20 protein-coding genes and 1 pseudogene are annotated in these 25446 nt (G+C 41.2%); 11 read left to right on the top strand and 10 right to left on the bottom strand.

Going from position 1 to position 25446, the window contains the following annotated elements:
• Nucleotides 1-77: 77 nt before the first annotated feature.
• The 4 genes from gcvH to JMW61_RS08810 all read left to right on the top strand — a co-directional run bounded on the left by gcvH (nt 78) and on the right by JMW61_RS08810 (nt 5305).
• Nucleotides 78-458, top strand: coding sequence for a glycine cleavage system protein GcvH (gene gcvH, locus JMW61_RS08825; protein WP_110922708.1), 381 nt, complete (start codon nt 78-80; stop codon nt 456-458).
• 262 nt (nt 459-720) lie between these two features.
• Nucleotides 721-1479 carry a nitroreductase family protein gene (locus tag JMW61_RS08820; RefSeq protein WP_201550531.1) on the top strand — a complete coding sequence of 253 codons (759 nt, stop codon included), beginning with the start codon at nt 721-723 and terminating at the stop codon, nt 1477-1479.
• A gap of 66 nt (nt 1480-1545) precedes the next feature.
• Nucleotides 1546-4443, top strand: a complete 2898-nt coding sequence (gene gcvP, locus JMW61_RS08815) for an aminomethyl-transferring glycine dehydrogenase (RefSeq protein ID WP_201550528.1) — start codon at nt 1546-1548, stop codon at nt 4441-4443.
• A 187-nt stretch (nt 4444-4630) separates the two neighbouring features.
• The gene (locus JMW61_RS08810) at nt 4631-5305 is read left to right on the top strand and encodes a lipase family alpha/beta hydrolase (protein WP_201550525.1); all 675 of its coding nucleotides are present in this window, start codon (nt 4631-4633) and stop codon (nt 5303-5305) included.
• 64 nt (nt 5306-5369) lie between these two features.
• Here the strand turns inward: JMW61_RS08810 and JMW61_RS08805 are convergent, their stop codons facing one another.
• The 4 genes from JMW61_RS08805 to JMW61_RS08790 form a co-directional block, all read right to left on the bottom strand.
• Nucleotides 5370-6689, bottom strand: a complete 1320-nt coding sequence (locus JMW61_RS08805) for a ribonuclease D (protein WP_201550523.1) — start codon at nt 6687-6689, stop codon at nt 5370-5372.
• A gap of 154 nt (nt 6690-6843) precedes the next feature.
• The gene (recR, locus tag JMW61_RS08800; RefSeq protein ID WP_110922704.1) at nt 6844-7437 is read right to left on the bottom strand and encodes a recombination mediator RecR; all 594 of its coding nucleotides are present in this window, start codon (nt 7435-7437) and stop codon (nt 6844-6846) included.
• A 218-nt stretch (nt 7438-7655) separates the two neighbouring features.
• On the bottom strand, nt 7656-7985 hold the full coding sequence (locus tag JMW61_RS08795) for a YbaB/EbfC family nucleoid-associated protein (protein ID WP_110922703.1): 330 nt from the start codon (nt 7983-7985) through the stop codon (nt 7656-7658).
• Nucleotides 7986-8237: 252 nt separating this feature from the next.
• Nucleotides 8238-9512: an O-succinylhomoserine sulfhydrylase gene (locus JMW61_RS08790; protein ID WP_201550512.1), complete on the bottom strand. Its 1275-nt coding sequence runs from the start codon at nt 9510-9512 to the stop codon at nt 8238-8240.
• A 610-nt stretch (nt 9513-10122) separates the two neighbouring features.
• Here JMW61_RS08790 and JMW61_RS08785 point away from each other — a divergent pair.
• The 3 genes from JMW61_RS08785 to dusA all read left to right on the top strand — a co-directional run bounded on the left by JMW61_RS08785 (nt 10123) and on the right by dusA (nt 14372).
• Complete coding sequence (locus tag JMW61_RS08785) at nt 10123-11754, top strand: phospholipase D family protein (protein ID WP_201550509.1); 1632 nt, start codon at nt 10123-10125, stop codon at nt 11752-11754.
• A gap of 241 nt (nt 11755-11995) precedes the next feature.
• The gene (locus JMW61_RS08780) at nt 11996-13297 is read left to right on the top strand and encodes an MFS transporter (protein ID WP_201550506.1); all 1302 of its coding nucleotides are present in this window, start codon (nt 11996-11998) and stop codon (nt 13295-13297) included.
• A 100-nt stretch (nt 13298-13397) separates the two neighbouring features.
• Nucleotides 13398-14372: a tRNA dihydrouridine(20/20a) synthase DusA gene (gene dusA, locus JMW61_RS08775; protein WP_201550501.1), complete on the top strand. Its 975-nt coding sequence runs from the start codon at nt 13398-13400 to the stop codon at nt 14370-14372.
• A gap of 66 nt (nt 14373-14438) precedes the next feature.
• On the opposite strand, the gene JMW61_RS08770 is transcribed toward dusA, so the two are convergent.
• The 5 genes from JMW61_RS08770 to JMW61_RS08750 all read right to left on the bottom strand — a co-directional run bounded on the left by JMW61_RS08770 (nt 14439) and on the right by JMW61_RS08750 (nt 19799).
• Nucleotides 14439-15230, bottom strand: a complete 792-nt coding sequence (locus JMW61_RS08770; RefSeq protein ID WP_227687424.1) for a CPBP family intramembrane glutamic endopeptidase — start codon at nt 15228-15230, stop codon at nt 14439-14441.
• Nucleotides 15231-15295: 65 nt separating this feature from the next.
• Nucleotides 15296-16186, bottom strand: a complete 891-nt coding sequence (locus JMW61_RS08765) for an alpha/beta fold hydrolase (RefSeq protein WP_201550498.1) — start codon at nt 16184-16186, stop codon at nt 15296-15298.
• Between the two features lie 148 nt (nt 16187-16334).
• Entirely contained in the window at nt 16335-17387 is a 1053-nt protein-coding gene (gene sppA / locus JMW61_RS08760; protein ID WP_110922697.1) for a signal peptide peptidase SppA, read from the bottom strand.
• 232 nt (nt 17388-17619) lie between these two features.
• Complete coding sequence (locus JMW61_RS08755) at nt 17620-19005, bottom strand: hypothetical protein (protein ID WP_201550495.1); 1386 nt, start codon at nt 19003-19005, stop codon at nt 17620-17622.
• A gap of 584 nt (nt 19006-19589) precedes the next feature.
• Nucleotides 19590-19799, bottom strand: coding sequence for a helix-turn-helix domain-containing protein (locus JMW61_RS08750; RefSeq protein WP_201550493.1), 210 nt, complete (start codon nt 19797-19799; stop codon nt 19590-19592).
• An 84-nt stretch (nt 19800-19883) separates the two neighbouring features.
• Here JMW61_RS08750 and JMW61_RS08745 point away from each other — a divergent pair, with 84 nt between their 5' ends.
• Entirely contained in the window at nt 19884-21176 is a 1293-nt protein-coding gene (locus JMW61_RS08745; RefSeq protein ID WP_201550490.1) for a hypothetical protein, read from the top strand.
• Between the two features lie 128 nt (nt 21177-21304).
• Nucleotides 21305-21553, top strand: a complete 249-nt coding sequence (locus tag JMW61_RS08740; protein ID WP_201550487.1) for an antitoxin VbhA family protein — start codon at nt 21305-21307, stop codon at nt 21551-21553.
• 81 nt (nt 21554-21634) lie between these two features.
• Here JMW61_RS08740 and JMW61_RS08735 read toward each other — a convergent pair whose 3' ends face one another.
• Nucleotides 21635-22015, bottom strand: coding sequence for a hypothetical protein (locus JMW61_RS08735; protein WP_201550484.1), 381 nt, complete (start codon nt 22013-22015; stop codon nt 21635-21637).
• 595 nt (nt 22016-22610) lie between these two features.
• Here JMW61_RS08735 and JMW61_RS08730 point away from each other — a divergent pair.
• Nucleotides 22611-24629, top strand: a complete 2019-nt coding sequence (locus JMW61_RS08730; RefSeq protein WP_201550481.1) for an AAA family ATPase — start codon at nt 22611-22613, stop codon at nt 24627-24629.
• Between the two features lie 240 nt (nt 24630-24869).
• A pseudogene (locus tag JMW61_RS08725) lies at nt 24870-25401 on the top strand (recombinase family protein).
• Nucleotides 25402-25446: the final 45 nt, after the last annotated feature.

Genomic DNA, 25446 nt, shown 5'->3' with positions numbered 1-25446 from the left:
AAATTCTATTATTAGCCTCTATTAGCTTTAGCTTTACTATTCTTGTTAATTAACCTCTATCACGTAGGAGAGAGACCATGAGCAACATCCCAGCAGAACTAAAATACATTGCCAGCCACGAATGGTTACGCTTAGAAGACGACGGCACTATCACTGTTGGTATCACTGACCACGCTCAAGACCTACTGGGTGACGTGGTATTTGTTGAATTACCAGACGTCGGCGACATCATTGCTGTTGATGACGAAATCTCAGTGGTTGAATCAGTAAAAGCCGCTTCTGACGTTTATGCACCTATCTCAGGTGAAGTTGTGGAAATCAACGAAGCACTAGAAGATGATCCTGAAATCATCAACTCTGACCCATATGGTGAAGGTTGGTTCTTTAGAATGAAGCCTGACAACATCGCTGACTACGAAGCATTACTGACTGCTGATGAGTACGAAAACGAGCTGTAATATCAGCCCGATACTCTAAGCTACTAGCAGCGCTAGGGTTAGAGGTCACTATTCATCATACCTTATTACATCGAAAACTCGAATAATGACAGATACTAGCAGCAGCTGGTATCTGTACGCTTTACTCTCAAAACCTGCATACCGTTTATTACTTCCAACCGCTATTTGATTTATTCGTATCAATCACTTGTCAGATGATATTGCAGAAGTGCACTCAATAATGACTTAAGTTGATCATTCAATCCCCAGCATGGATCCTAATATGAGCACCAACACTGACCTTAAAGACAACATTGCAACGCCTACTCATACACCGCAGCTACAAGCGTTTCGCGACGTGGTTGAATCACGCCGTTCTGTTCGTCGTTTTACGGACACGCCCATACCTGATGATGTATTAGCAGACTGTTTGCGTTTGGCCATGTTGGCGCCGAATTCTAGCAATCTACAGCCGTGGGAATTCTATGTCATCGATGATATTGGTAATCGCAAACGTGCAGTAAAGAACTGCATGAATCAAAACGCGGCAAAAACATCAGCACGCCTGATCGCGGTCGTTGCTCGTACTGATATCTGGCAAAGTCATGCTCAGCAAATCCTACGTGAATACCCTGACAAGCCTGTACCAAAAAAGGTCAAAGACTACTACACCAAAGTCGTCGCACTGGACTTTTTACGGGGTCCAGTTAATGTGGTATCAGCGGCTAAATGGGGCGCGACTCAAGTGGTCAGACGCTTAAAAGGTCCAATTAAATCGCCTTACTATACCTTTGAAGACACCAAAAATTGGGCAACCAACAACACCTCGCTCGCTGCGGAAAACCTAATGCTAGCACTACGCGCACATGGCTTTGACAGCTGTGCAATGGGCGGCTTTGATGAGCCTGCTATGAAACAACTATTAGGTTTAAACAATGATCAACATATCATTATGATGATTGGTGCTGGCGAGCGCGCTGACAATGGTGTCTACGACACCCAGTACCGCTTTGATCAAAATCAGTTTGTGCACTACGTCTAATGCACCACGCCGTTATTTTTAGTTAATCTCTTTACTACTTTATTACTCCCTTAATCAAGGACTATCATGACTATCTCTCAAAACCCGACGTTTGATACTTTTCAAGGACTATTCAACGAAGCTGAATTTGTCTACCGTCATTTAGGTTCAAATGACACCAAACAAGCTGACTTGCTAAGCGCTGTTGGTTATCAAGATATGGCCAGCTTTATCAATGATACCGTGCCTGAGCCAGTACGTTTGCACAAAGAATTAGACTTGCCAGTTGCGATGAGCGAGCATGCCGCATTAGCGAAACTACGTACGATGGCAGATGACATCACCGTTAAGAAAAGCTATATCGGTCAAGGTTACTCGCCTGTGCGTATGCCTGCTGTCATTCAGCGTAACGTTCTCGAAAATCCAGGTTGGTACACTGCTTACACCCCTTATCAAGCTGAAATTGCTCAAGGTCGTCTAGAAGCCTTGCTTAACTTTCAACAAGTTTGTATCGATCTAACAGGTCTTGAACTGGCTGGTGCCTCATTACTTGACGAAGCAACTGCAGCAGCTGAAGCCATGGCGATGTCAAAGCGCGTGAGCAAAAGCAAATCGATGCAGTTTTTTGTTGATGATCGCGTCTATCCACAAACTTTAGATGTCATCAATACTCGCGCCAAATACTTTGGCTGGGAAGTGATCGTTGGGGATTTTGAAACTGCTAAAGCTGGCGATTATTTTGGTGCATTATTCCAATACGTCGGTGTTGAAGGTGACGTAAAAGACCTAACAGACGTCATCGCAGCTGTTAAAGAAAACAAAACGTACGTCAGTGTCGTTAGTGACATCATGAGCTTGGTACTACTAAAATCACCAGCTGATATGGGTGCAGACGTGGCTTTGGGTAGCACACAGCGCTTTGGTATCCCAATGGGCTTCGGTGGCCCACACGCGGCTTACTTTGCTTTCTCTGACAAAGCCAAGCGCTCAGCACCTGGCCGTATCATTGGTGTATCAAAAGATTCGCAAGGCAATACTGCGCTACGTATGGCTTTACAGACTCGTGAGCAGCATATCCGCCGCGAAAAAGCCAACTCAAACATCTGTACGTCACAAGTATTGCTTGCCAACTTGGCAGGTATGTATGCTGTGTATCATGGTCCAACTGGTGTTAAACGCATTGCCACTCGTATCCATGCATTTGCTACTGCCTTTGCAGATGTAATTAAAGGTGCTAACGACAGCAACTTAAACGTGGTACATGATCAGTTCTTCGATACCGTTGTGGTTGATTGTGGTTCAGAAAGTCTGGCGACTCAGATTTTTGAAAACGCGGACAATGTCGGTTATAACTTATGGCGTCTGGCCGACAGCAAACTAGCCGTTTCATTCAGTGAAATCAGTGATCAAACAGACTTTAATGTTTTAACTCAGCTGTTTGTCAGCAAAACACACGACTTACCTGAAGCAGCCAGTGTATCTCTTGATAGTGCACACTTACGTACCGATGATATCTTGACACATCCAGTATTCAACTCGCATCACACCGAACATGAAATGCTGCGTTATTTGAAGTCGCTTGAAGACAAAGATTTGGCGATGAACCGTAGCATGATTTCACTTGGTAGCTGTACCATGAAATTGAATGCGACCAGTGAAATGCTACCAATCACTTGGCCTGAATTCGCCAATGTGCATCCTTTTGCACCACGTGATCAAGTCACTGGCTATATCGGCATGATTGATAGCTTACAAGACCAACTCAAAGCCATTACTGGTTTCGATGATGTGTCTATGCAGCCAAACTCTGGCGCATCTGGTGAGTATGCGGGTCTGCTTGCAATCCGTCGCTATCACGAGTCATTGGGTGAGACTGACCGTGATGTCTGCTTGATTCCAATGTCAGCGCATGGTACCAACCCAGCGACTGCTATGATGATGGGCATGAAAGTAGTTGTGGTCAAAACCGATGACAATGGTAACGTGGATATCGACGACTTGACTGCTAAATGTGAAGAGCATAGCGCGCGTCTAGGTGCTTTGATGATCACTTACCCATCAACGCATGGTGTGTTCGAGGAAGGCATTCGTCATATCTGTGATTTGATTCATAAGCATGGTGGTCAGGTCTATATGGATGGCGCCAACATGAATGCTCAGGTAGGCATGATGCAGCCTGCAGATGTCGGCGCAGATGTGCTACACATGAACTTGCATAAAACCTTCTGTATCCCACATGGCGGCGGTGGTCCAGGTATGGGTCCTATCGGTATGAAGGCGCATTTAGCACCATTTATGGCCAACCATACGCTAAGCCCTGTACATAACGCGCAAAAAGACTGCTCAGCAGTATCAGCAGCGCCTTATGGTTCAGCGAGTATCTTACCAATCTCATGGATGTACATCGCCATGATGGGCCGTGATGGCTTGCTAAAAGCGACTGAGATGGCCCTATTAAATGCTAACTATGTGGCCGCTGAACTAAAAGATCACTACCCTGTGCTATACACAGGTAAAAACGGCCGTGTCGCTCACGAATGTATCATCGATATTCGTCCGTTAAAAGAAGATACTGGCATCAGTGAAAGCGATATCGCTAAGCGCTTGATGGATTATGGTTTCCACTCACCAACGATGAGCTTCCCAGTTGCTGGCACTTTGATGATTGAGCCGACAGAGTCTGAGTCAAAAGAAGAGCTAGACCGCTTTATCAGCGCGCTCAAATCTATCAAAGCTGAAGCGTTACGAGCCAAAGCTGGCGAAAATGGTTGGACGCTAGAAGACAACCCATTGGTCAACGCACCGCATACTGCTGCTATGGTGACTAGCGGCGAATGGACGCACCCATACAGCCGTGACACAGCTGCATTCCCGCTTCCTTATATCCGCGCCCATAAGTTCTGGCCAAGCGTAGCACGTGTTGATGACGCTTATGGCGATAAGAACCTCATGTGTTCTTGCCCAAGTATCGAAAACTATTTGTAATCGTAGTCTTTGATAAACCGTAAGTAGATTTTTATAAAAAACAAACCTCCAAGTCAGTAGCTGGCTTGGAGGTTTTATTTTGTGTGTCGTAGTAAGATCTGTTAAACATTCAATAAATTCTAAGTAGCATAAATAATGGTAGTATTTATCGATATAATAAAATGACTTTTACGATGTTGGAGCAGACATGCAACAGAAAAATCGCGTCATTCTTATTCATGGCCTACATCAAACTGCATGGATTATGCGACCATTAGCCAAACGTTTACAAACGGCAGGTTTTGATACTCATCAATACGGCTATCGCAGTATGCGTGATGGAATCAAGACTAATAGTCAACGTTTAAACGCTTGGCTTGAGAGCAATCACAATCCTGCCAAGCCAATTGACCTCATTGGTCATAGCTTAGGCGGGCTAATTATTCGTGATTTTATAGCGCACTACCCTCAGTGGAAAGTTGGACGCTGTGTGACTCTAGGCACGCCACATAATGGCAGCATTAGTGGCGATTATATTTGGCGACTCGCTCCTTCGATTATCGGTAAATCATACGAGCAAGCTTTGGATGGCACGGTTGCGCCTTTGCCAAAAGGTATTGAACTTGGCGTCATAGCTGGCAATAAAGCGCAAGGCTTGGGGCAACCTATCCTAGCCTATCATAATCGAAAATTACGTAAGACAGATAATTTACCGTCAGCAGAACATCTGATGCATGATGGCACGGTCTATATCTCAGAGACTAAGATTGAAGCAGCAGCCGATCATATCGTGATGCCTGTCTCACATACAGGTATGCTAGTCGACAAATCCGTTGCGAAACAAGCAATATATTTTTTACAAAATGGGCAGTTTAAACGCTAATCGTTATAAAATTTTGATGATTAACAATTAACAACGCTCAAACTCCAACAAACATTCACGCTTATTAAGCATGAACACCCATGCCTTGCTGTAATTCAGTTTTGTGCTTCTCAATGACTGGAATCAAAGTATGCACTATCCAATTATTGCGCCAACCCTTTAACCCTTGCGGCAACTCGCTGACGCCTTTGTTGAAAGCCACAACTTCATACAGTTGAGCAAGCCATTTTTTACGCATCAGCACATTAGCAGGCACACCAATTTTCTGCGCTTCATTATCTATCGCTTGTTGCACCGCCTTTGATAGGACTTTATTTTTTGAACGATACGGCGGTAATAGACAATCGGGATGCTCAGCAGGTGGCAAACTCTTTGCGTCTTTGATGACCTTCAGCAACTCTTCACCATACAGTCTCAACATACTGCGATGCATCGTTGTTTTATGCGCAAGCTCTCGCATACTGTTAGGCTTTTCGGTGATAATTTCGCGAACTGCTTGCTTTTTTATCACAAACGTACGTGGCTGATTGGTCGCACGTGCCAGCTCTTCTCGCCACGTAGCAATTCCTTTGAGTATCGCCATCTGCTGCGAGTTATAGCGGTAATCTGCCATCGTTAAATACATCGCATCATCTTCAACGTGCTGCGTATTATACAAATCACTGGCATAAAGCTGGCAATCTGCCCATACATAATCGTACAGACCTTGTTTTTTTAGCTCGTATTCAAGGTTCAAATACAACGCTGGCAAAAACCGCACGTCATCAATTGCATATTGCTCTTGCTCATCCGATAGCGGACGTTGCAGCCAATCTGACTGGCTTTGTTCTTTATCAATATTCATATCCAACTGATCATCAAGCGCTTGCTGATAACCCATCTGCAGTTGACCTGTTAGATAAGACAACGCGATTTGCGTGTCAAATATATTGGTCAATGGCGGACAACCAGACAACAGATAAAAAATCCCCAAATCTTCACCGCATGCATGCCAAATCGCTACATCCACCTCACTCAGCGCCTGCCACAGTTCAGCCAATTGCAATTGCGGCGCATCTAACAAATAAATATGGTCACCTGTATTCAGTTGAACCAAAGCCAATCGTGGATAGTACGTATCACGCTTGATAAACTCAGTATCTAATGCGACGCGACCACAAGTAGCTAATGCATCGATGACTTGAGCCAAACCGCCTTGCTCTCGTACCCACGTGACAGCAGCGTCATCAGCGATATCAAGTAACGCATCGATATCTGGTTGTGGCGGTAACACTGCTGAATCGACATCGGTGTTAAGTGATTGACGGGATACATCATCATTAGCAACACAAGCGTCATCTTGAGTGTTTGAATGGGTAGAAGCGTTCGAAACATGGTTGGACACGGGCAGATACCTGCATAAATAAGAGAAAATAAAACGCTAAACCACGTTTTAATAAAATGAAATAATAAAACAATTATAACAGTACCATCAATTATAACAGTACCATAAAATCAAATGGGCAAGACTTGACGGTGGTAAAAGCACTATAACAAGTCTATAAAAAAGAGCGGTTTTGCATGGCTTGACCAAGCGTCATACTGTCTAGATACTCAAGCTCACCGCCCATCGGTACGCCTTGCGCCAATCGCGTGACTTTATTGACATGACGGCTGACGGCTTCACTGATAAAGTGCGCAGTAGTCTGACCTTCGACAGTCGTACCCGTTGCCAGTATCAGCTCTTCAACAGGCTCTTGTTTGACACGCCAGACCAGCTGATCGATATTTAAATCATCAGCGCTGATGCCGTCGATAGGTGATAAGTGCCCTCCTAAGACAAAGTAACGTCCACGATAGCCTGCTGTCTGCTCTATCGCCATCACATCTGCTGCTGTTTCGACCACACATAACAATCCATCATCACGTCTAGGATCTTGACACAACGGACAGATAGCCTCATCGCTGAAGCTATGACAACGCTGGCATTCAACAATATCACGCATCGCATCATCAAGTGCTTGAGCAAGCGCCATGCCTTGTGGGCGTTTTTTGGTGAGCAGATGTAACGCCATACGTTGGGCACTTTTTTGCCCGACGCCTGGCAAAATACGTAGCTGTTTTACCAGCTGATCAAATTTGGCTGTCAGCAAAACCACTTCCTTTATCTATAAACCGTAGCTATAAAAATGGGGTCGTATCATGTCGATAACAACCCCATTTACTAGACATTATAGTCAGCTGACATATCGCCAATTAACTATAAAACAAGCCGCCTATCCATGCCAAAAATTCTAAATAACGAGAAAGACTAGTACCACCCTAGTGGGCTCAGTAAGCCTAACAAGTTATGTTATGTTTGGAATGGATATTAGAACATGCCTTGCATACCTGGTGGTAGACCCATACCTGATGTTGCGCCAGCCATAGTTTCTTCATACAAGTCATCTGCTTGACGAACGGCATCATTGATAGCAGCAGCAATTAAGTCTTCGATCATGTCTGGCTCGTCTTCGAGCAAGCTTGGGTCGATGGTTAAACGCTTAACGACATGGCGACCAGTCATGGTTACTTTTACTAGACCACTGCCCGCTTCTGCATGCACTTCTTTGTTGGCAAGATCTTTCTTAGCGTTTTCAACGTTTGCTTCGACTTTCTTTTGCATCGTTTGTGCTTGTTGCATCAATGCTTGAATATTCATAGTTGCCTCTTTTGTTTTTTAATAATAAATGATTGATATTTTACTAGGGCGTGTCCTCATTTTAAAAATGGTGATAAAAATGAGATAAATCGCAGTCAAACAAGGAAAATAGCGCAGATAATATCGAGATATTAGTCAGATATTTGACGCTGTTTGGCAATATTTAGCCATTTTTAACCCATTTAGATGACTATAGATTGAATTGAGGACACGCCCTAATATAAAGTGCTAATAGCGATTATACCGTTATCTTTACAAACTGTCTAAACCACGCGCCAAATCTTTGATGATATCTTCTACGTCTTCTAAACCTACAGACAGACGGATAAGGCCATCTTTGACGCCTGCTTCTGCACGAGCCTCAGCAGTCAGACGGAAATGTGTGGTGGTCGCCGGATGGGTAATGGTTGTTTTCGCATCGCCCAAGTTATTGGTGATAGACACCATCCGTGTTGAGTCAATGACATGCCAAGCGGCAGCTTTTGAGTCAAGGTCAGCAGTTGGTTTTACTTCAAAACCCATGATAGCACCATAGCCACCTTTCATATGATGTTGGCGCGTGGCAAGCTCATGAGCCGGATGATCGCTCAACCCTGAGAAATGCACGGTACTGACATTAGGATGATTGACTAAGAAATCAGCCACTTGATTGGCATTTTGACAATGTGCTTGCATACGCAATTTAAGCGTTTCGAGGCCTTTGGTAAATACCCAAGCGTTAAATGGGCTCATACTAATACCGCCTGAGCGTACCACGGTAAATGCTTCTTGCATCAGCTTGTCGCTACCGACTAGCGCGCCGCCAAGTACTCGACCTTGACCATCCAAATATTTAGTTGCAGAGTGAATTACCACATCGGCACCCAAATCTAACGGGCGCTGTAATGCTGGCGTGGCAAAGCAATTATCAACCACTAATAAAATATCATTGGCTTTACATAATTGACTGAGATAACCGATATCGCAAATCTGCGCCAACGGATTGCTTGGGCTTTCGCAATAAATAACCTTGGTATTTGGCTGAACGGCATTTGCCCATGCTTCATTGTCAAAGCAATCAACATAGCTGACTTCAACACCAAACTTGGCCATATAGTTGTTGAATAGACCAATAGAGGAACCGAATAATTGATTGGCCGCCAGTAGGTGGTCGCCTGCTTTCAAATAGGCCAAGCACATGGTCAAAATCGCACCCATCCCTGAAGCCGTCGCAACGGCACGCTCACCATTTTCAAGCGCTGCTAGACGACGCTCAAAGGTACGCACGCTTGGGTTGGTATGACGTGAGTAAACATTGCCTGTTTTGGTGCCATCAAAATGCGCAGCGGCATCAGCGGCAGACGTGTAAACATAAGAGCTGGTGGTGAAAATAGGCTCTGAATGTTCACCTTCGTCCGTACGATGTTGCCCTGCTCGTACCGCGATGGTTTGCATGCCATAATCCAGCCCTAAATCTAAGGCATCGTTGCGCCAGTTTGGATCCAACTTGTTTACACTGCTTTCATCATGTGTTTGCGACTGACTCATAAATCTTCCGTTACTTTGATAGTTATAGACTTGATAATTATAGGTTTGACTGTAGTAAAAGGGACCGCTTATTTTTTAATTATTGACCTAGGGCGTGCTTTCAATTCACTCGATAGTCATCTCAATGGGCTAAAAATGGCTAAATCTTGCCAAACATAGTCAAATAGCCGGTTAATATCCCGATATCATCTGCGCTATTTTTCTTGTTTGACGGCAATTCATCTCATTTTTATCACCATTTTTGAAATGAATACACGCCCTAATACACCAGCGTTATCATATCATGCCAACTTATTCCAAACAGCTGGTTTCAGATGATTATCAAATGTTATTTTTGAATACCGATATACCTCTATATCAAGATAGGTTTGAAGATTAAAGAGTAGTTAAACAACCAATAAATGGGCTGCTAAATCTAACAAAAATAACGTATTTATAATAGGCATAGATGCCGACAGCTGATAAGCTTAGCGGCGATCTAAGTTCCACCTTGGGCAACTTTATTATTTGTCCCATAATTGGCACTATTTTCTGTCAGCAAACACAGGGATATCATGCTTACTTTTAACGGAATTTTTATTATATTAAGGCTTACTAAGGTAACTCATTTATGTCGATGTTCAGTATAGATCCAAGTAATCTATCGTTGAGTCTAACGCTTGGACTTACCTTAGGACTTGTTGGGTGCCAAAGCTTACCGAAGCAACCACATCTGCCTGAAAGCCAAGCACTATCAGCGCGGGTCGATGCTCTATATCAACCTAAAAGCAGCCAAGACAATGAAACATCTATAACCAGCAACATCGATCTAGTGGCAGCCGTTAGTGAGCAAAATGATATTCATCCAGAATTGTCAGGCTACCACCCTATCGTGACTGGTGCCAATGCATTTGCGTCTCGCAGCATATTGACGGATATGGCCACACGAAACATCGATGCACAGTATTATATTTGGCACAATGATCAAGCAGGCCAATTACTGTTAAGAGATTTATGGAAAGCTGCTGAGCGTGGCGTGCTTGTGCGTTTATTATTAGATGATTTTAATAATAACGCGACATTCGATCAGCACTTACTGCGTTTTGCCAGCCACCCTAATATTGCGGTACGTATCATCAACCCCCTTATGCACCGTAAATTTCAAACATTGAATTACGTCACGGGTTTGCCACGTATCAACCGCCGTATGCATAACAAGAGCATGACCTTTGATAAGCAGATTACTATTATTGGTGGACGTAATATTGGCGATGAATACCTAAGTAATGATAAAAACAGCCAATTTGCAGATTTGGATGTTTTACTGATTGGTAGAGTAGTCGCAGACATTGATAACAGCTTTACCAGTTATTGGTCATCGCCACTATCATTTGATATCGAAACTCTAGTCACCGCTGATGATAGCGCACCGTCTGATTTTTTATCAGCGTTAGACAAACTTGGTTTAGATGACAAAAAGTCAGAAAGCGATTTAACGATTTATAAAACAGCAATCGAAGACTCAACGATAGACAGCGATTTGATCAATAAGCGTGTGCCCTTTCGTTGGACAGATATGCAGTTTTTGAGTGATGATGTTGGCAAACTGACAAAAGCTGTCCCTGCTGACACCAATTTGGTGCATCAACTACGGACATTATTAGGTACACCAACCAAGCAGCTAACGATTATCTCCTCTTACTTTGTGCCTACTAAAGACGGCGTCAATACTCTAGTAAGACTGTCCGAAGCTGGTGTTGATATCAAAATCTTAACCAATTCGTTTGATGCAACCGACGTAACAGCTGTGCATTCTGGCTATAGCCAATGGCGTCCTAGCCTGCTCAGTGCCGGTGTCAAAATCTATGAGCTAAAATCGACTGCTTCTGAAGAACAACGTGAAAATAAGCTGTGGAAAGCGCGCAGTCAGTCTTCAACCAGCCTACATGCAAAGACTTTTGCGGTTGATGACCACCAAGTATTCATTGGCTCATATAATGTTGACCCTCGATCTGCCAATATCAATACCGAAATGGGTGTGATTATCAATGATGATGAGCTAGCGAGACAGTTGCATGGTGCACTTGGTGACGATTTATTAAGCAAAGCTTATGAAGTAAAGTTATTAGACAATGGCAACCTGCAATGGCAAACCATGGAAAATGGTAAAAAAGTGGTTTACGATTCAGAGCCGCGTGTCGATGTCAGTGACCATGTTTGGCTTACTATCATGTCATGGTTACCTATTGACTGGCTATTGTAGCGCTCATACTTGATGATCCTCGAAATAACTATTTAGAGGTAAATTAAAATGACTGAGTGATTGATTTTCGCTTACTCTCAGAACCCTTGTAACTTAGACATCTGTTTCATATATTAGCTCCCAAACCTTTATTTTTTCGACAAATCATTATCTATTTATACTGATTTGTCGTTTTTTATTATGGCCGGTTATCTAGATAATAACCGGCTTAACGAATGCCTTTATATATGCGTGATCTATTATGCCTTCCCGTTCCCAATATGCACTGATGTCTTCTAGAGACAGAAATACAGTAATGTTTATCTGCTTTAGTAGTGCAGTGGCGTTTTTTGATTTTTTGATTTATTTATATATCTCAGATATTGTGGCGGCCGCTTTTTTTCCTGCTAACATCGACCCGACTATTACAAAGATACAAGGGCTTGGACTGTTTACGATTGGCTATTTCGCACGCCCGATTGGTGGCATTGTTTTTGGTCGTTATGGTGATATAAAAGGTCGCAAACCCATACTACTAATCAGTATATTAGTCACTGCACTCAGCCTATTGGCAATGGCGAGCTTACCTACTTACGCACAGTGGGGATTGATTGCACCCATACTCTTTATCACTTTACGATTTATACAAGGTATGGCATTTGGTATTTATGTACCACTCGCTTGGATTTTTGTAGCAGAGCATGTGCCACGGCTGTACTCGTCCGTCGTCTGTAGTTATGTCAGCGCCAGTTTCTATGTAGGGGTATTATTCTCTAATGCCTTTTTTCTTTGGCTGACCAGTTCCATGACGACGGCGCAATTGGCTGATTACGGTTGGCGTTTACCATTTTTCATCGCGGCTGCCTTGAGCCTTATGCCATTATTGGCATGGCGATGGATCGATGAGTCGCCGTTTTTCCTTGAAATGAAAAACTCGCAACCAAACGACTATGTTGCCAAACCATTCCGCCTACTCTTCAAGCACTGCAAACATTCACTATTTATTGGTATGATTCTCACGCTTATTGTTTCTAGCGTAACGACTGTGGTCGTACTCTTATTGCCTGATTTGATTGAGATGCACTTTACGTTAGATAGCGACCTGTTCGGATTTTCACACAGTCTAGGTATTATATTCATGATTTTTGGCTGTATTTTTTATGGAATAATTTCTAACCATCAAAATTTTGGTAAAATTTTGACCATTGGTTCTATTCTATTAATCGTCCAGATGCTGGCATTCTTTTATCATCTACAGTCGAGCGGTGACTACATCCTCATTATGTATGCGCTGTTAGGATTTTGTGCTGGCATCATTGGTATGATACCGGCCATTATTTTGCAGTTATTTCCAACCAATGTCAGACTCACAGGAATGGCTTTTTGTTATAATATAGCCTACGGCATTGTCGGGGTGTTAGTGCCTTTCGGGCTTGGCTATGCCACTCTTTACGTGGCTTTCTCACCAGCACTCTACATTGCGTTCATCGGTTTTATTGGAATAATAATGGGCATTTACTTCTATAATTTGCCCGAAGCCAAAAAAATCGACCAGATTATCTAGATCGGGATATTCATTAAAATGTTTATACCATTATTTGGTATAAACATTTTTGTACTAAACCCCACACCCTCAAAGATTAGAATATTAAGGCTTAACAATCATGGTTGATATGACCAATAAAAGACTCTCTGTCGCACCAATGATCGACTGGACAACCACAGATTATCGGTACTTTGCACGGCTCTTTAACCCGCATGTGTATTTATATACAGAGATGATCAGTACGGGTGCCCTAATACATGGCAATCGCGCACGGCATCTACGCTTTGATACGCAAGAGCATCCGTTAGTGTTGCAGCTGGGTGGCGCTGACAATAGCGAGATGACTCAATGCGCTGAATTTGCACAGCAGCATGGCTATGATGAAGTCAATATCAACGTTGGTTGCCCATCAGATCGCGTACAGCATAATAAGATAGGCGCTTGCCTAATGGCAGAGCCTCATACGGTTGCAGACTTGGTCAAACATATGCAAGCAGCAGTCGATATTCCAGTAACGGTTAAGCATCGCATCGGTATTGACGACTTTGACAGTTATGAGTTCATGGTAGATTTTGTGCAGGCCATCGCCGAAGCTGGCTGTACGCGATTCATCGTTCATGCACGTACTGCGTGGCTACAAGGGCTTAGTCCTAAGCAGAATCGCGAGATACCACCACTCCGCTATGAAGATGTGTATCGCCTCAAACAAGACTTTCCAGCACTCGATATTGAGATTAATGGTGGGATTGACACCATCGCTGATATTGAAACGCACTTGCAACATATCGATGGGGTCATGATTGGACGAGCGTTTTATCACAATCCTTACTTATTAGCAGAAGCCAATAGTTTATGGAGCGACGAGCCAGCACCTAAACGCTCAGAAATTCTATCGCAGCTTTATCCCTATCTCGAAGATCAACTCGCCAAAGGTGAACCGCTACCTACGATGACACGTCATTATCTAGGGTTATTTCAAGGACTTATGGGTGCACGTAAATGGCGTCAGGCATTGAGTGGCAAACCTCAGCTAACGATTGATGACATCAAACGCGCGGCAGATGAAGTCTTCTTATTGAATCCTGATATGTAATCGCTTTTATCATCGTAAGAACGAGCATAAAGATGCTTTAAAAAGTCAGAAAAAATCGCGGTTTATTTAAGCTCCTTGCGCCATATACTGCCACATCGCTGCACCGTTGTTAGCGATGTGCAATAGCATTGGCAATAATAACGACCCTGATTTGACACGTGCGTAGCAAAATACCAATGCTAATACGACAATGGTGCTGATTTCATAAATACCATACTGCACATGGATCACTGCAAATATCAAACTGGTCACAATACTGGCAACGATTGCGCCTCGATACTTTGTTGAATAAGAGGAATCAGCGAACTGTTCTGCGATAGCCGTCCATAAAATACCGCGAAAGACCAGCTCCTCATACAATGGTGCAACGATGACCATCGCAAAGACCAGCAGCCATACCGAACTGACAGATTGGTATAGCGGATCTACAAATACCAATGGCGTCTCATCGAGAAAATACGTCAGCGCCTGACTGGCAATCATAAATATCAATAGCAGCCCAGCCATTTTCAACCCTGCCGCAGATGAAAATGACTTTAGCGCCAGATACTGACGCACACTGCCTCCCCTCAAACGAATGACAGAGACAGTAATCGCTGTTATTAACACACAACCTATAATGATAGAGAGGCTCACAACCGTGCCATCATTACCGCCAAATAAGAATATATCGCCTACTGTTGCGTTTTGAGTGGCAGGTAACACTAGCTTGCCAGCGACATATATCCCTAATAACTGACTGATAAAAAACACTATCACCATGACTACCGTCAGTAGGAATGCACCCAAGTGTGAAAACAATGGTATATGGTTAAGCGATGCAGCTTGCTTGTGTGCGTCAGTAGCATTTTCTATCATAAAGTCGTTACTCAAAATTCTGTTTTCAGCCTATGTCTGTAAAAAAAATCAATAATAATTGGCGACTATTTTAACAGTTGCTGCTCAATCAATGACAATACTTGCAGCGATACAGAGTCAGGATGTTCAAGCGGGAACATATGACCACCTGCATGAGTAGTGTAAGGCACCCCTAACCGTGCCTGCACTTGCTGGGGGAAGTGACGTTTTAAGAATATGCTATCTTCACCAATAATCAAGGTAACAGGTGCCTTAGGACCACGATTTGGTGCCAACCAATACCAAGATGGATTGGTACGAAATACGGCAACTTCGCTCGATTTAGGAATGGCCAAAGTTACTTTACCGTCAGCACGTTGGTGTAAGCCATGGTCAATATAGCCTTGAAAACTGCGCTCATCAAAATTCTTAAAAAACCCTTTATGGCGCATCTGTTCATAAGCATCCGCTCGACTATCCCACACATCACGGCGGTGCTTAGAGATTCCAGCCGGTGATAATTTATCCATTAAACGGTTATTCATCAACGGCAATCTATCTGCTGTCTTTGCCAAATGCCATAGCAGACTGACCTTGCCATAAATCCAAGGCGGATCCATGAGAACCGCTTGCGCAAAATACTTGGGTTCGCGATACAATGCTTGCATGGTACACATTGCCCCAAGTGAGTGACCGACTGCCACTACTTGTGTGACGCCATGTTTCTCACAAGCACTTTTTACACTATCAATAATTTGATTTGTGAGACTACGCCAGTGATCATCTACGGGATAACCTGGAGTATCGCCCAGCATTGCAATATATTCAATCGTAAAAAACGCTGCTAAGTTCTCAAAAAATGGCTGATAAACAGCACTTGGCATACCATTAGCATGCGCAAAATGAATAACAGGTTTGTTTGTTATTTTAGAGATAGGTAAAGTGGCAAAGGTCTGAAAATTGCGTTCATCAGTCATAATAGGCTCTCATCGAATCATTATGGATAGCTTATGTGTCATTTATCATCATCAAATCTGACATATCTAATATATAAATAAGAAGGCTGAGCATAATCATACGCTCAGCCTTATCAATCATACACAGTAAATCTAAAATACAAAATGCTTAACGCATCTCCACATTGCCATCTTCTTTTGTTAGGACATCAAGATTGACACTAGAACCAATGCCTGCACCTAACTTAATAGCAAAACGATCCATAAATGACTCAAAAGGATCTGTTGGGCTGTAGTTAATCGCCGTATCAAGATCTAACTCTTTTTCTAAGCTCGCGATGCTGCCTTTCTTGTCTGCTAGACCAAGTTCGATAGACTGCTCACCTGTCCAAAATAGCCCTGAGAACAACTTATTCTGTTCAGGATTTTTTAGACGATCGCCGCGGCCTTCTTTCACTGCATCGATGAAATGCTTGTGCGTATTTGCTAATACTTTTTCGACATGACCTTCTTCATAGTCAGTCAATGGACGCGATAAGCTTAAGATATCTTTATACTCACCAGCGGTCAAAGTACGATCTTTTACGCCGACTTTATCCATCAAGCCTTCGATATTATAGCTCGACATAATCACGCCGATAGAGCCAACCAAACTTGATGGATTGACATAAATCTCGTCTGCTGCAGAAGCAATGTAATAAGCGCCAGAAGCACCAATATCACCAATCACTGCATAAAGCTTTTTGTCTGGGTACTCTTGACGCAACTCCATCATAGTCTGCCAAATTTCATCAGACTGTACAGGTGAGCCACCAGGTGAGTTGATATCTAGCACAACAGCTTTTGAGTTACTGTTTTCAAAGGCACGGGTCAGAGCTTCATTGACATCATAGGCATTGGCCACATCGCCGCTACTGATGACACCTTGCAGCTCAACCACGGCCAAATGTGGCTCGCTATTGTCGACTGCATCCATGCCTGTTGAGGCACTGCTGCAACCACGGCCAAGGGTCAAAAATATCAATAAGATATAACCAAAGGTCAATAATTTAAAAAAGATACTCCAGCGACGAGCGCGGCGCTGTTCAACCACACTAGCCAGCAATGTGTTTTCCAGCAGTCGCCACTCTTGTCCAGTCGGTTGGCTTGATTGCTGCATGGGTGCTGGCTGATTTGCCGAAGTGTCAGGACGTTTGTTAGGGTCTGGTGGCCAGTTGGGCATATAACTTCCTAAGTCAGAAACAATCTAAAACGATAAAAGAGATGATATAGAATATAAATGTAGTAAGAAGCTAGTTCTTACTCTCGACGCATTTGTAATGCAAGCGTCATTTATATTAATAGGTTGGTAAGTATGGTCGCATTTCCATTATGGTTCAATAGTATAACTGTGAAATATCACCATATTGTAACGCTAAGAGTATGAGCAATTTTTTGAAGGGTATTATTATAATTTAGTATGAGAATTTGCTCTGAAAGTTATCATCTATAGATAGTGCCACCGCTAGCGCTTTATCATCATAAGTCATAATTTCATTAATGCTTTGAAGGCCTAGTACATTGGCAGTTATATGCGATGTACTGTGTCCCAGCCATGTGATATTAGATGGCATTATTCTTTGATTAATGGTTATTGGCTCAGTAGTTATTGGATTAATGGGTGTTTGACCAGTGGCTGCTTGATCAAATAGTGGCTCCGTTGAACACAACAACTCCCACATCTGCCAAACACGCTGATGAGTATCTACATTCAAAACTAGACGTGATGTAGTCGCTGCTACGTTAGGCATCAAGGATGAAAGGTTCGATGGCAGTGTTTGTACAGCTGCAGGTAATGACCTGAGTGGATCAGCGGCATTATATTTTAGTACTTGTATTGGTAAGCCAGTGTCTATAGCGAGCGTGCAATCCCAAACACTTTCATCATCTATTGTGTGCCAACCTGTCAATGCTTGTATGGACAAGTCGCCATTCGGTAGCTGCCATGTTTTACCCTGCTCGCAACCTTGCACTTTAATATCTGACTTACTCTTAGATTGACTGGCAACCTTATATGAGCGCTGAAGTACAGACCAACGATCAAAGCGCCCTGCTTGCCAGTACTGATTGATGGGTAAATGCTGATTTAACTGGGCAACCGTCAGTGGTAATAGCTCAGAACTTATAGTATTAATATCAGCATGCTTATCATCCGTTGTCAGCGTATCCGTTAATCCAACTCTACCACTCTGTACGGTAATACCTTCTAGCTTATTAATCGATAAACTGCCCAATTGCTGCTCCAACATCGTCGAGAGCTTCTCTACCGTCAAGTTACTTGGCATCGTTCGTGTGGCTTTCGGTCTATGATCAGCTAAAAACAGCCAACTGACACTCTTATTATTAGTATTTTCAGGATTGGTAATAGGATATTGCAACAGAGCGGCGCTTATATATTGATCACCCGTCGGTAATATATATAACGTTGGCGTCATCGTGAGTGACTGCTGATTGGCATAGACCGTCATCATCAGCATAGTCAATGGCGGCAATACTAGCCAACGACTGATAAACCCTCGTGGTAACAGCCAAGGCAATATGCTCAGCAATACCATCAATAAGATAGCCATATTCACAGGTGTGTAGAGCCATGCTTCTGACAACGATGGTAATGACGTCAGCCATATCATTAGCTCATGCAAGCTCGCAACAATGGCACTGACGAGTGCCCAAATCCTATCAGCGATAGTAGGTGACAACAGATAAAAAAGCCCTGCCAGTAGATTGAGCGGTACAATCACCCAACCAAATAAGCTGATAGCAAATAGATTGATGAAAAGTCCCCATAGTACTCGTAACATAGAATACTGGTGACATTGCTCCAACCCTTTATTTATATACCCATAAGTAGATTTAACTTATGTCCATATAAAATCAATATTTATATGGACATAAATTCATAAATGTCACCAGTCTTCGATCTATATCAAGCATATATTTTTATCAATATTATAAAGTATTTGTTTTTCTAGAAGCACTAACTAACTACATCTATAGATCAGAATTTGTTGACATGGGACTATACATTACACCCATGTATAATTTTGATTGTTTTTTATGTTATTAGTAATTAATGCATATTTTTACGCAATTTATCTCTAAGTCATTATATTAATGGTCAAAGCGTAATTAATTTTTTGAATCTATCCTAATACTGAATAACTGACTTGCTCCAAAATATTCTAAGACGTTAAGGTTAAGTTAATAGCTGTTTGGTTGAATGTCTTAAATGTGTTTTGATCAATATAGCCACTCTTATAGTCTATTTTAAGTGGCACCATTACACTGGTCTATTTTGAATAGTTTGTTAATAGGTTTAAAGGATGTAATAACAAGTTCCCTCGGGATATATTCTAGCGATATACAATAAAGTCTAGTCTACGGCTCAAATGAGAACTTGGATCTCAATATCTAATGCATCACATATCTCATATGCCTTCTTGAGCGTAATATTTTTTTCGCCACGCTCGATGTTCCCCATATAGCTTCGGTCAATACCTGCCATTTCTGCCAATCTTTCTTGGGATATTCCTTTGCTTTTACGCATCTCACGGACACGCTTCCCAAAGGCAATCATGCGATCATCTGTTGTCATCTCATTAACCACTGCTAAAGATAGCAATACTCACAGCGGTAAGCTACAATATCCACGGGATATAATCGGTATTTAGAGGTGAGCGTGAAAACTAAACTAGAGTATCAGTCAGATATAACAGAAACTAATAAGCTGATCTGTGAGAGGTACTGGTTAAGAGAAGGCGATAAACGAAGTGGCTTTATATATACCTGTAGAGAGATAGGTCAAAAGTTTGATGTTAAGCATCAAGATATACCTAGTATCGTTAAAGTAAATGCTCATCTTGCCGTACTAGACTGCCAATGCATAGACTGCGGTACAACTAAGATTTGCTACACTCGTTCACAACTAATTCAATTAGATCTTATTAGATGGCGGTGTAATGATTGTCGGGAAGCGCTTCAAAAAAGAAGGGATCAAGAGTATTTAGAATATTGTATTAAACAAGACCGTTTAGCAGAAGAGCGAAGGCAGGCCACTCTAGAATACATTAATCAGTGCAGGAACATTCAGTTAAGCAGCATTCCTTCAATGACTGAGCTTAACGATGTGGATAAGCTGTTACTTGCAGCAACTGTAGAGAGTATAGGAGCAGAGAGTCTAAAGACTATAGTCTCTCTACGTGACAATTTATCATTACCTTTATCACCGTTCTCTAAATTAGATGAAGAGATACTACATCATCTCTTTAACCGAAATCTGCTCATACTAGCTCCTGAAAATAGCTACGAATACGTAACCGTCAACGAAGAACAGGAGTTAGAAATAGACTTCTATCAAGCGATTTTTGAGTTTGCTTATAGTATTGAGAATCTTACTGAAATATTGATAAACTCTAAATCTAAAAAAAATACCAGTGCTCTAGTAGCGGATAGTCAATTTAAGAGCTGGTGTGAAAAGTTACAGCTAGGAGAGTGTTTAAGCTACCTGATTACTAGGTCAAGACTGAACTATCTAGCACCGCCTATTGGCGACAAGCTAATTAGTATTCTCAGATCATGTTTAGCTGAATGCGCTGTATCAACCATGCATTATGTAATTTGGAAATCTGTTGAAAATGCTGCTGCATACGTGCAAAAACCAGGTATTACTCGAAGACATGCTTCAAACTCTATTTCTGGTAATATAGAAAGAGTATTCGGTAAAATATATAGTGGTAGTTGGAATCGCAATAAATCTTTTCGCGATGCTAGCCACCCTCAGTCTGCAATGGCTAAAATATTTTTTGATTATGTATTTGGAGTAGATGACGGTGGTTTTCACTACACTATTGATGAGCTATTTAGTCCATATAGCTCTCAGAGAGCTTTAGAGCAAGTCAGTTATGCAGCTCTAGGAAATGCTAGAAGCACTAATTATTCAGTCACAATAGCTCTTGATATCAAACAATCATGATTTACCGATGTCTAAATCATTAATACAATTAAATGAGCCAAATAAGGTATATCAGTAAGAGAAAGATTGTCTAGATAGAAGACTATATAATTTGCTGAGCAAATTTGTTATTACTAATAGGAGCTAGTATGGAAGACTCTAAATTTGAAGAATCAATTACTGATGATCGTCCTATTCTCGTTAGCCAACAAGAAATAGAAGAACGACGCCGTATTATGGCTATTACTTCGGGCAGTTTCGCAGTAGACAACCTTCCTATTAACCCAGATACTCAGCACATCTTCAAAGACTATGAGGAAGGTAGAATCGCAACTATCAAAGACGTAGAGGCGCTACTACACGCCCACTATACTAAGGTAGCGCTAGGAGATGATTAATCAACATCTCTTCTTTTACTAAAGCCTCAGTATAATACTTATTACTCGCTAACGATTTTCTCATGCAGGTGGGTATGATTTCTAATCCTCCATGCGCTTGTGTCTGAGATAAGTCATATAGCCTTCATCCAACCTTTCTGCCACCTTACTAGCAAAAATGCTTTCATCCTCACCAATTTGTCTTTCAACATAGAAATTTTTACTATTAGAGAAAACCCGTGAATTATCATCTAGTCGATTAAAGCTAAAACCGTTATCCGGTTTAAAGTCGATTGCTATTAAGCGGCTTTGATCTTCAATTGATCCATTGCCACTTATAACGTTACCGCTTAGGTCTAAAGCAGCACTCTCACTCATTATTAACTCAAGATAATGACAGCCTTCTACCTTGATTTTAGCCATAGTATCTTCAGTCAAACAAATTAAGTCACTTTCATTGATACTCTTTGAAGCAGATTTCATGTGCAGTTCAACGAAACACGAGCCTCTTGTCACAATGCTTGATAGTTTCTTAAGATTTATGAATATCGGGACATTTTCTGCTAATGACTCTTTCTTTATAATATGAAGGCCAGCAATACTGAACTTTGTTGAAAAGACTGTAAAAACTAGCATGGGATATTTTAAGCAGAAAGCTTAATGATAGTGATTCACATTGACGGTTTTGTAGTCATTGAATCCATATCTAAAACTAGTAGTTCTATACCTGTATAGCGCATCGATCACGAATAGAATATGTATGCTAGGTATACCATGAAGTACACTGAAGCTATTTCATCGAGTTAAAACGTTGATACCAACTGCCTACAGTCAAGTGTTCAGGTCCTCACTAAGAAACCATTCTTCTTCCCATAAGAAACGTTATATGATTAAAGCTAAACCTATATGATAAGCAATATTTAGAGAAGCAGATAGAATAGTTAATTTCCTCTTACGCAGGGGTGACAAACGGACAGATATTAGAGAAACTTATCTTAGCAGTGGAATTGACAGTTTGAATGGTAATATAGCAAAAGAAAAATACGAATATATTTATATAAAATTGTGAGGAAAAAATATGAAGTTAAGTAAAGCTCGAATTCAAAACTATCGCAGTATTATTGATACTGGTGAATTTGAAATTGAAGACCTAAAAACTATAATGGTTGGCCCAAATGAAGCAGGGAAAACAGTTGTACTAAGAGCCTTACAACAGTTAAATAAACCTGATGAAGTGGACGGATTTGATATATTAAGAGATTACCCACGCTCAAAATATAATGATATTAGTTCTGGAAGAGTTTTAGCTGAAGATACTATTGTAGTAACAGGTTGGTTTAAACTAGACGAAGCTGACAAAGCTGACATTCCAACAGAATTCCACAACTGTGTATATAAAATAGAGAGAAGTATTGATAATCAAAGTTATCATTCTATAGAAAATGGACCGTCACCCACCTGTTTTTCAGATATTAGAAATGACTTATCAAGATTAGTATCACATTTAGATAAGCAGTATTTTGTCGAAGACCCAATTGAAGAGATGAAGAAACCAAGTAATATTTTAAATGTAATCACTAAGGAATGGGAAGACTCTACTGAGATATCAGGAGCTAAATCCAGTGCTTTAGTTCAGTTTTTAGATAACTATTATGCTCTAATTCAAGAAGACAACACTAAAGAAGAAAAGAGACATGAAAACTTAAGAGCTAAAGCAAAGATTGGTGAAATGTCCGATATAGTCCTTAATCTCCTTGACCAAAAAATGCCAGTTTTTATTCTTTTTAATAATTACTCAAAGGTAAAGCCATTAATTAACCTAGAGCATTTATATAAAAGGTCAGAGGGTGGTTTATTAGATGATAAATATTATGATTATGGGAACTTATGTCTTTTAAAACTATTAGGATTCAATGTAAAAGAACTGTCTGACTTCGGTAATATTCCAGTCCCACGTGCTAATGATCCGAAAGCATTGAAGGAATACCAAGATAAATTAGATAATAGAAGTTATTTACTAAATGCTGCAAGCATTCACCTAACGAAAGAAATTCGAAAAGTATGGATGCCAAACCCTAATAGACCAGAAGCAGATAAATTAAGAGTAACAGCTGATGGTCAGTACTTGAAAGTTGTTGTTGAAGATGATATGGGTGTCGACATTGAGTTGGATCAACGATCAGAGGGCTTTCAATGGCTTGTATCGTTTTTTATAATTTTCTTTGCAGAAGCTGCGGATAAACACAAAAATGCCATTCTTCTTCTAGATGAACCAGGCATGAGTCTACATGCCTTGAAGCAGCGGGATTTTAGAGCAACAATATCAAGACTAGCGGAACAAAACCAAACTATCTATACCACCCACTCTCCATTTCTAGTAGGACCTGACGAACTAAATATCGTCAAAGTTGTAGAAATGAAAGATCGTAGTGACGGTACTAAAATACATAATACAATTAATTCAAGCGATCCAGCTGCCCTGCTCCCTCTCCAAGAAGCATTGGGATACGATTTAGCTCAAAGTTTGTTTACGCAAAAGAAAAATTTAATTCTAGAAGGGCTAACAGATTACTGGTATATAGAGGCAACGTCAGCACTTTTACGCGTAAACAAGATAGTTGACTTGAACGATAAGATCTCTCTAGTTTTCGCAAATACAGCTGGAAAAGTAGTCTATTACGCTACCATATTACATGCTCAAAATTTGAAAATTGCAGCTCTACTTGATTCTGATAGTGCTGGAGATCAAGCAGCTACTCAAGATAGCTTGGTATATACACTAGGTAATAAAAACATCCTTCGAACTAAAGACTACTGTCAAAACGTTACTTCTCCAGAGATAGAAGACTTGTTGAGAGATACACTTATCAAGATTGTAGAAACTGAATATTCAATTGATTGTAAGCCGATAGCAGACTCGCAGCCAAAAAGAAATATTGTAAGCATATTTCAATCACAAGTTTCCGGTTTTTCAAAATACGACTTAGCCAAACATTTTATTAAATGGACTAGGAGTAATGATGCTTCAAATCTTACAGAAGTCGAGATAAGTAATTGGACTATGCTCATTGAAAATATTAATAAAGTACTAAAGTGAGCTAATCATTTAGGTATGTACGGATAGGGTGCATTAAAAAATTAGGATCTTTTTTAATGCGCCCACCCATTTCATCAACTTATACCTCAACGGAACCACTTCAACCCATTATCATTAGTCTATACTCAAACAGTGAAGTCATTAAACGATAACCTAACTATCGTTAGAGTTGTTTTTATCATTAAATGATAGCGTTATCATTGAACATTTATAATTAACTTTAAATGATAGGTTGATGATATAACAGTCAGAATATATGTGAGAGCTAGCACCAAAGTTCAAGACGTTAAGAGAACCTTAAGCAATTTGATTAGCTTTAGCAAAAGTTATGATGATAATCACATTGACTACGTTGAGCACTTCAGTGGTACAAAGTTAGATAGACCAACACTTACTCAGTTACTTGATGATGCTAATCAAGACGATATATTGCTTGTTGAGAACGTAGATAGGTTAAGCAGATTATCCCAAGATGACTTTGGTGTATTAAAACAAAGAATCAAAGATAAAGGCTTACGTCTTGTAGTAGTTGACTTACCTACAACTCATACAATCAATGCTGGCATAACTGGTGAGGTTCTAAACGTAGTAAACAACATGCTGATTGATTTACTGGCTACGATGGCTAAACTAGATAACGACAAGCGCAGAGAGCGTATTAAGCAGGGATTAGTTAACAGCGGTTACAAACTATCAGGTAAGAAAGCTAAGGCGTGCAGTGTTGGGGGTTGCTACCGTTTATCGAGTGCTGAAAAAAGGGCTGAACATATAAAGCATTTATGAGTATTCATCCATAGATCATGATATGGATCATAAA

The sequence above is a fragment of the Psychrobacter fjordensis genome (genome assembly GCF_904845995.1).
GTDB lineage: Bacteria > Pseudomonadota > Gammaproteobacteria > Pseudomonadales > Moraxellaceae > Psychrobacter > Psychrobacter fjordensis.
This window is presented reverse-complemented; position numbering and strand designations above follow the sequence as displayed.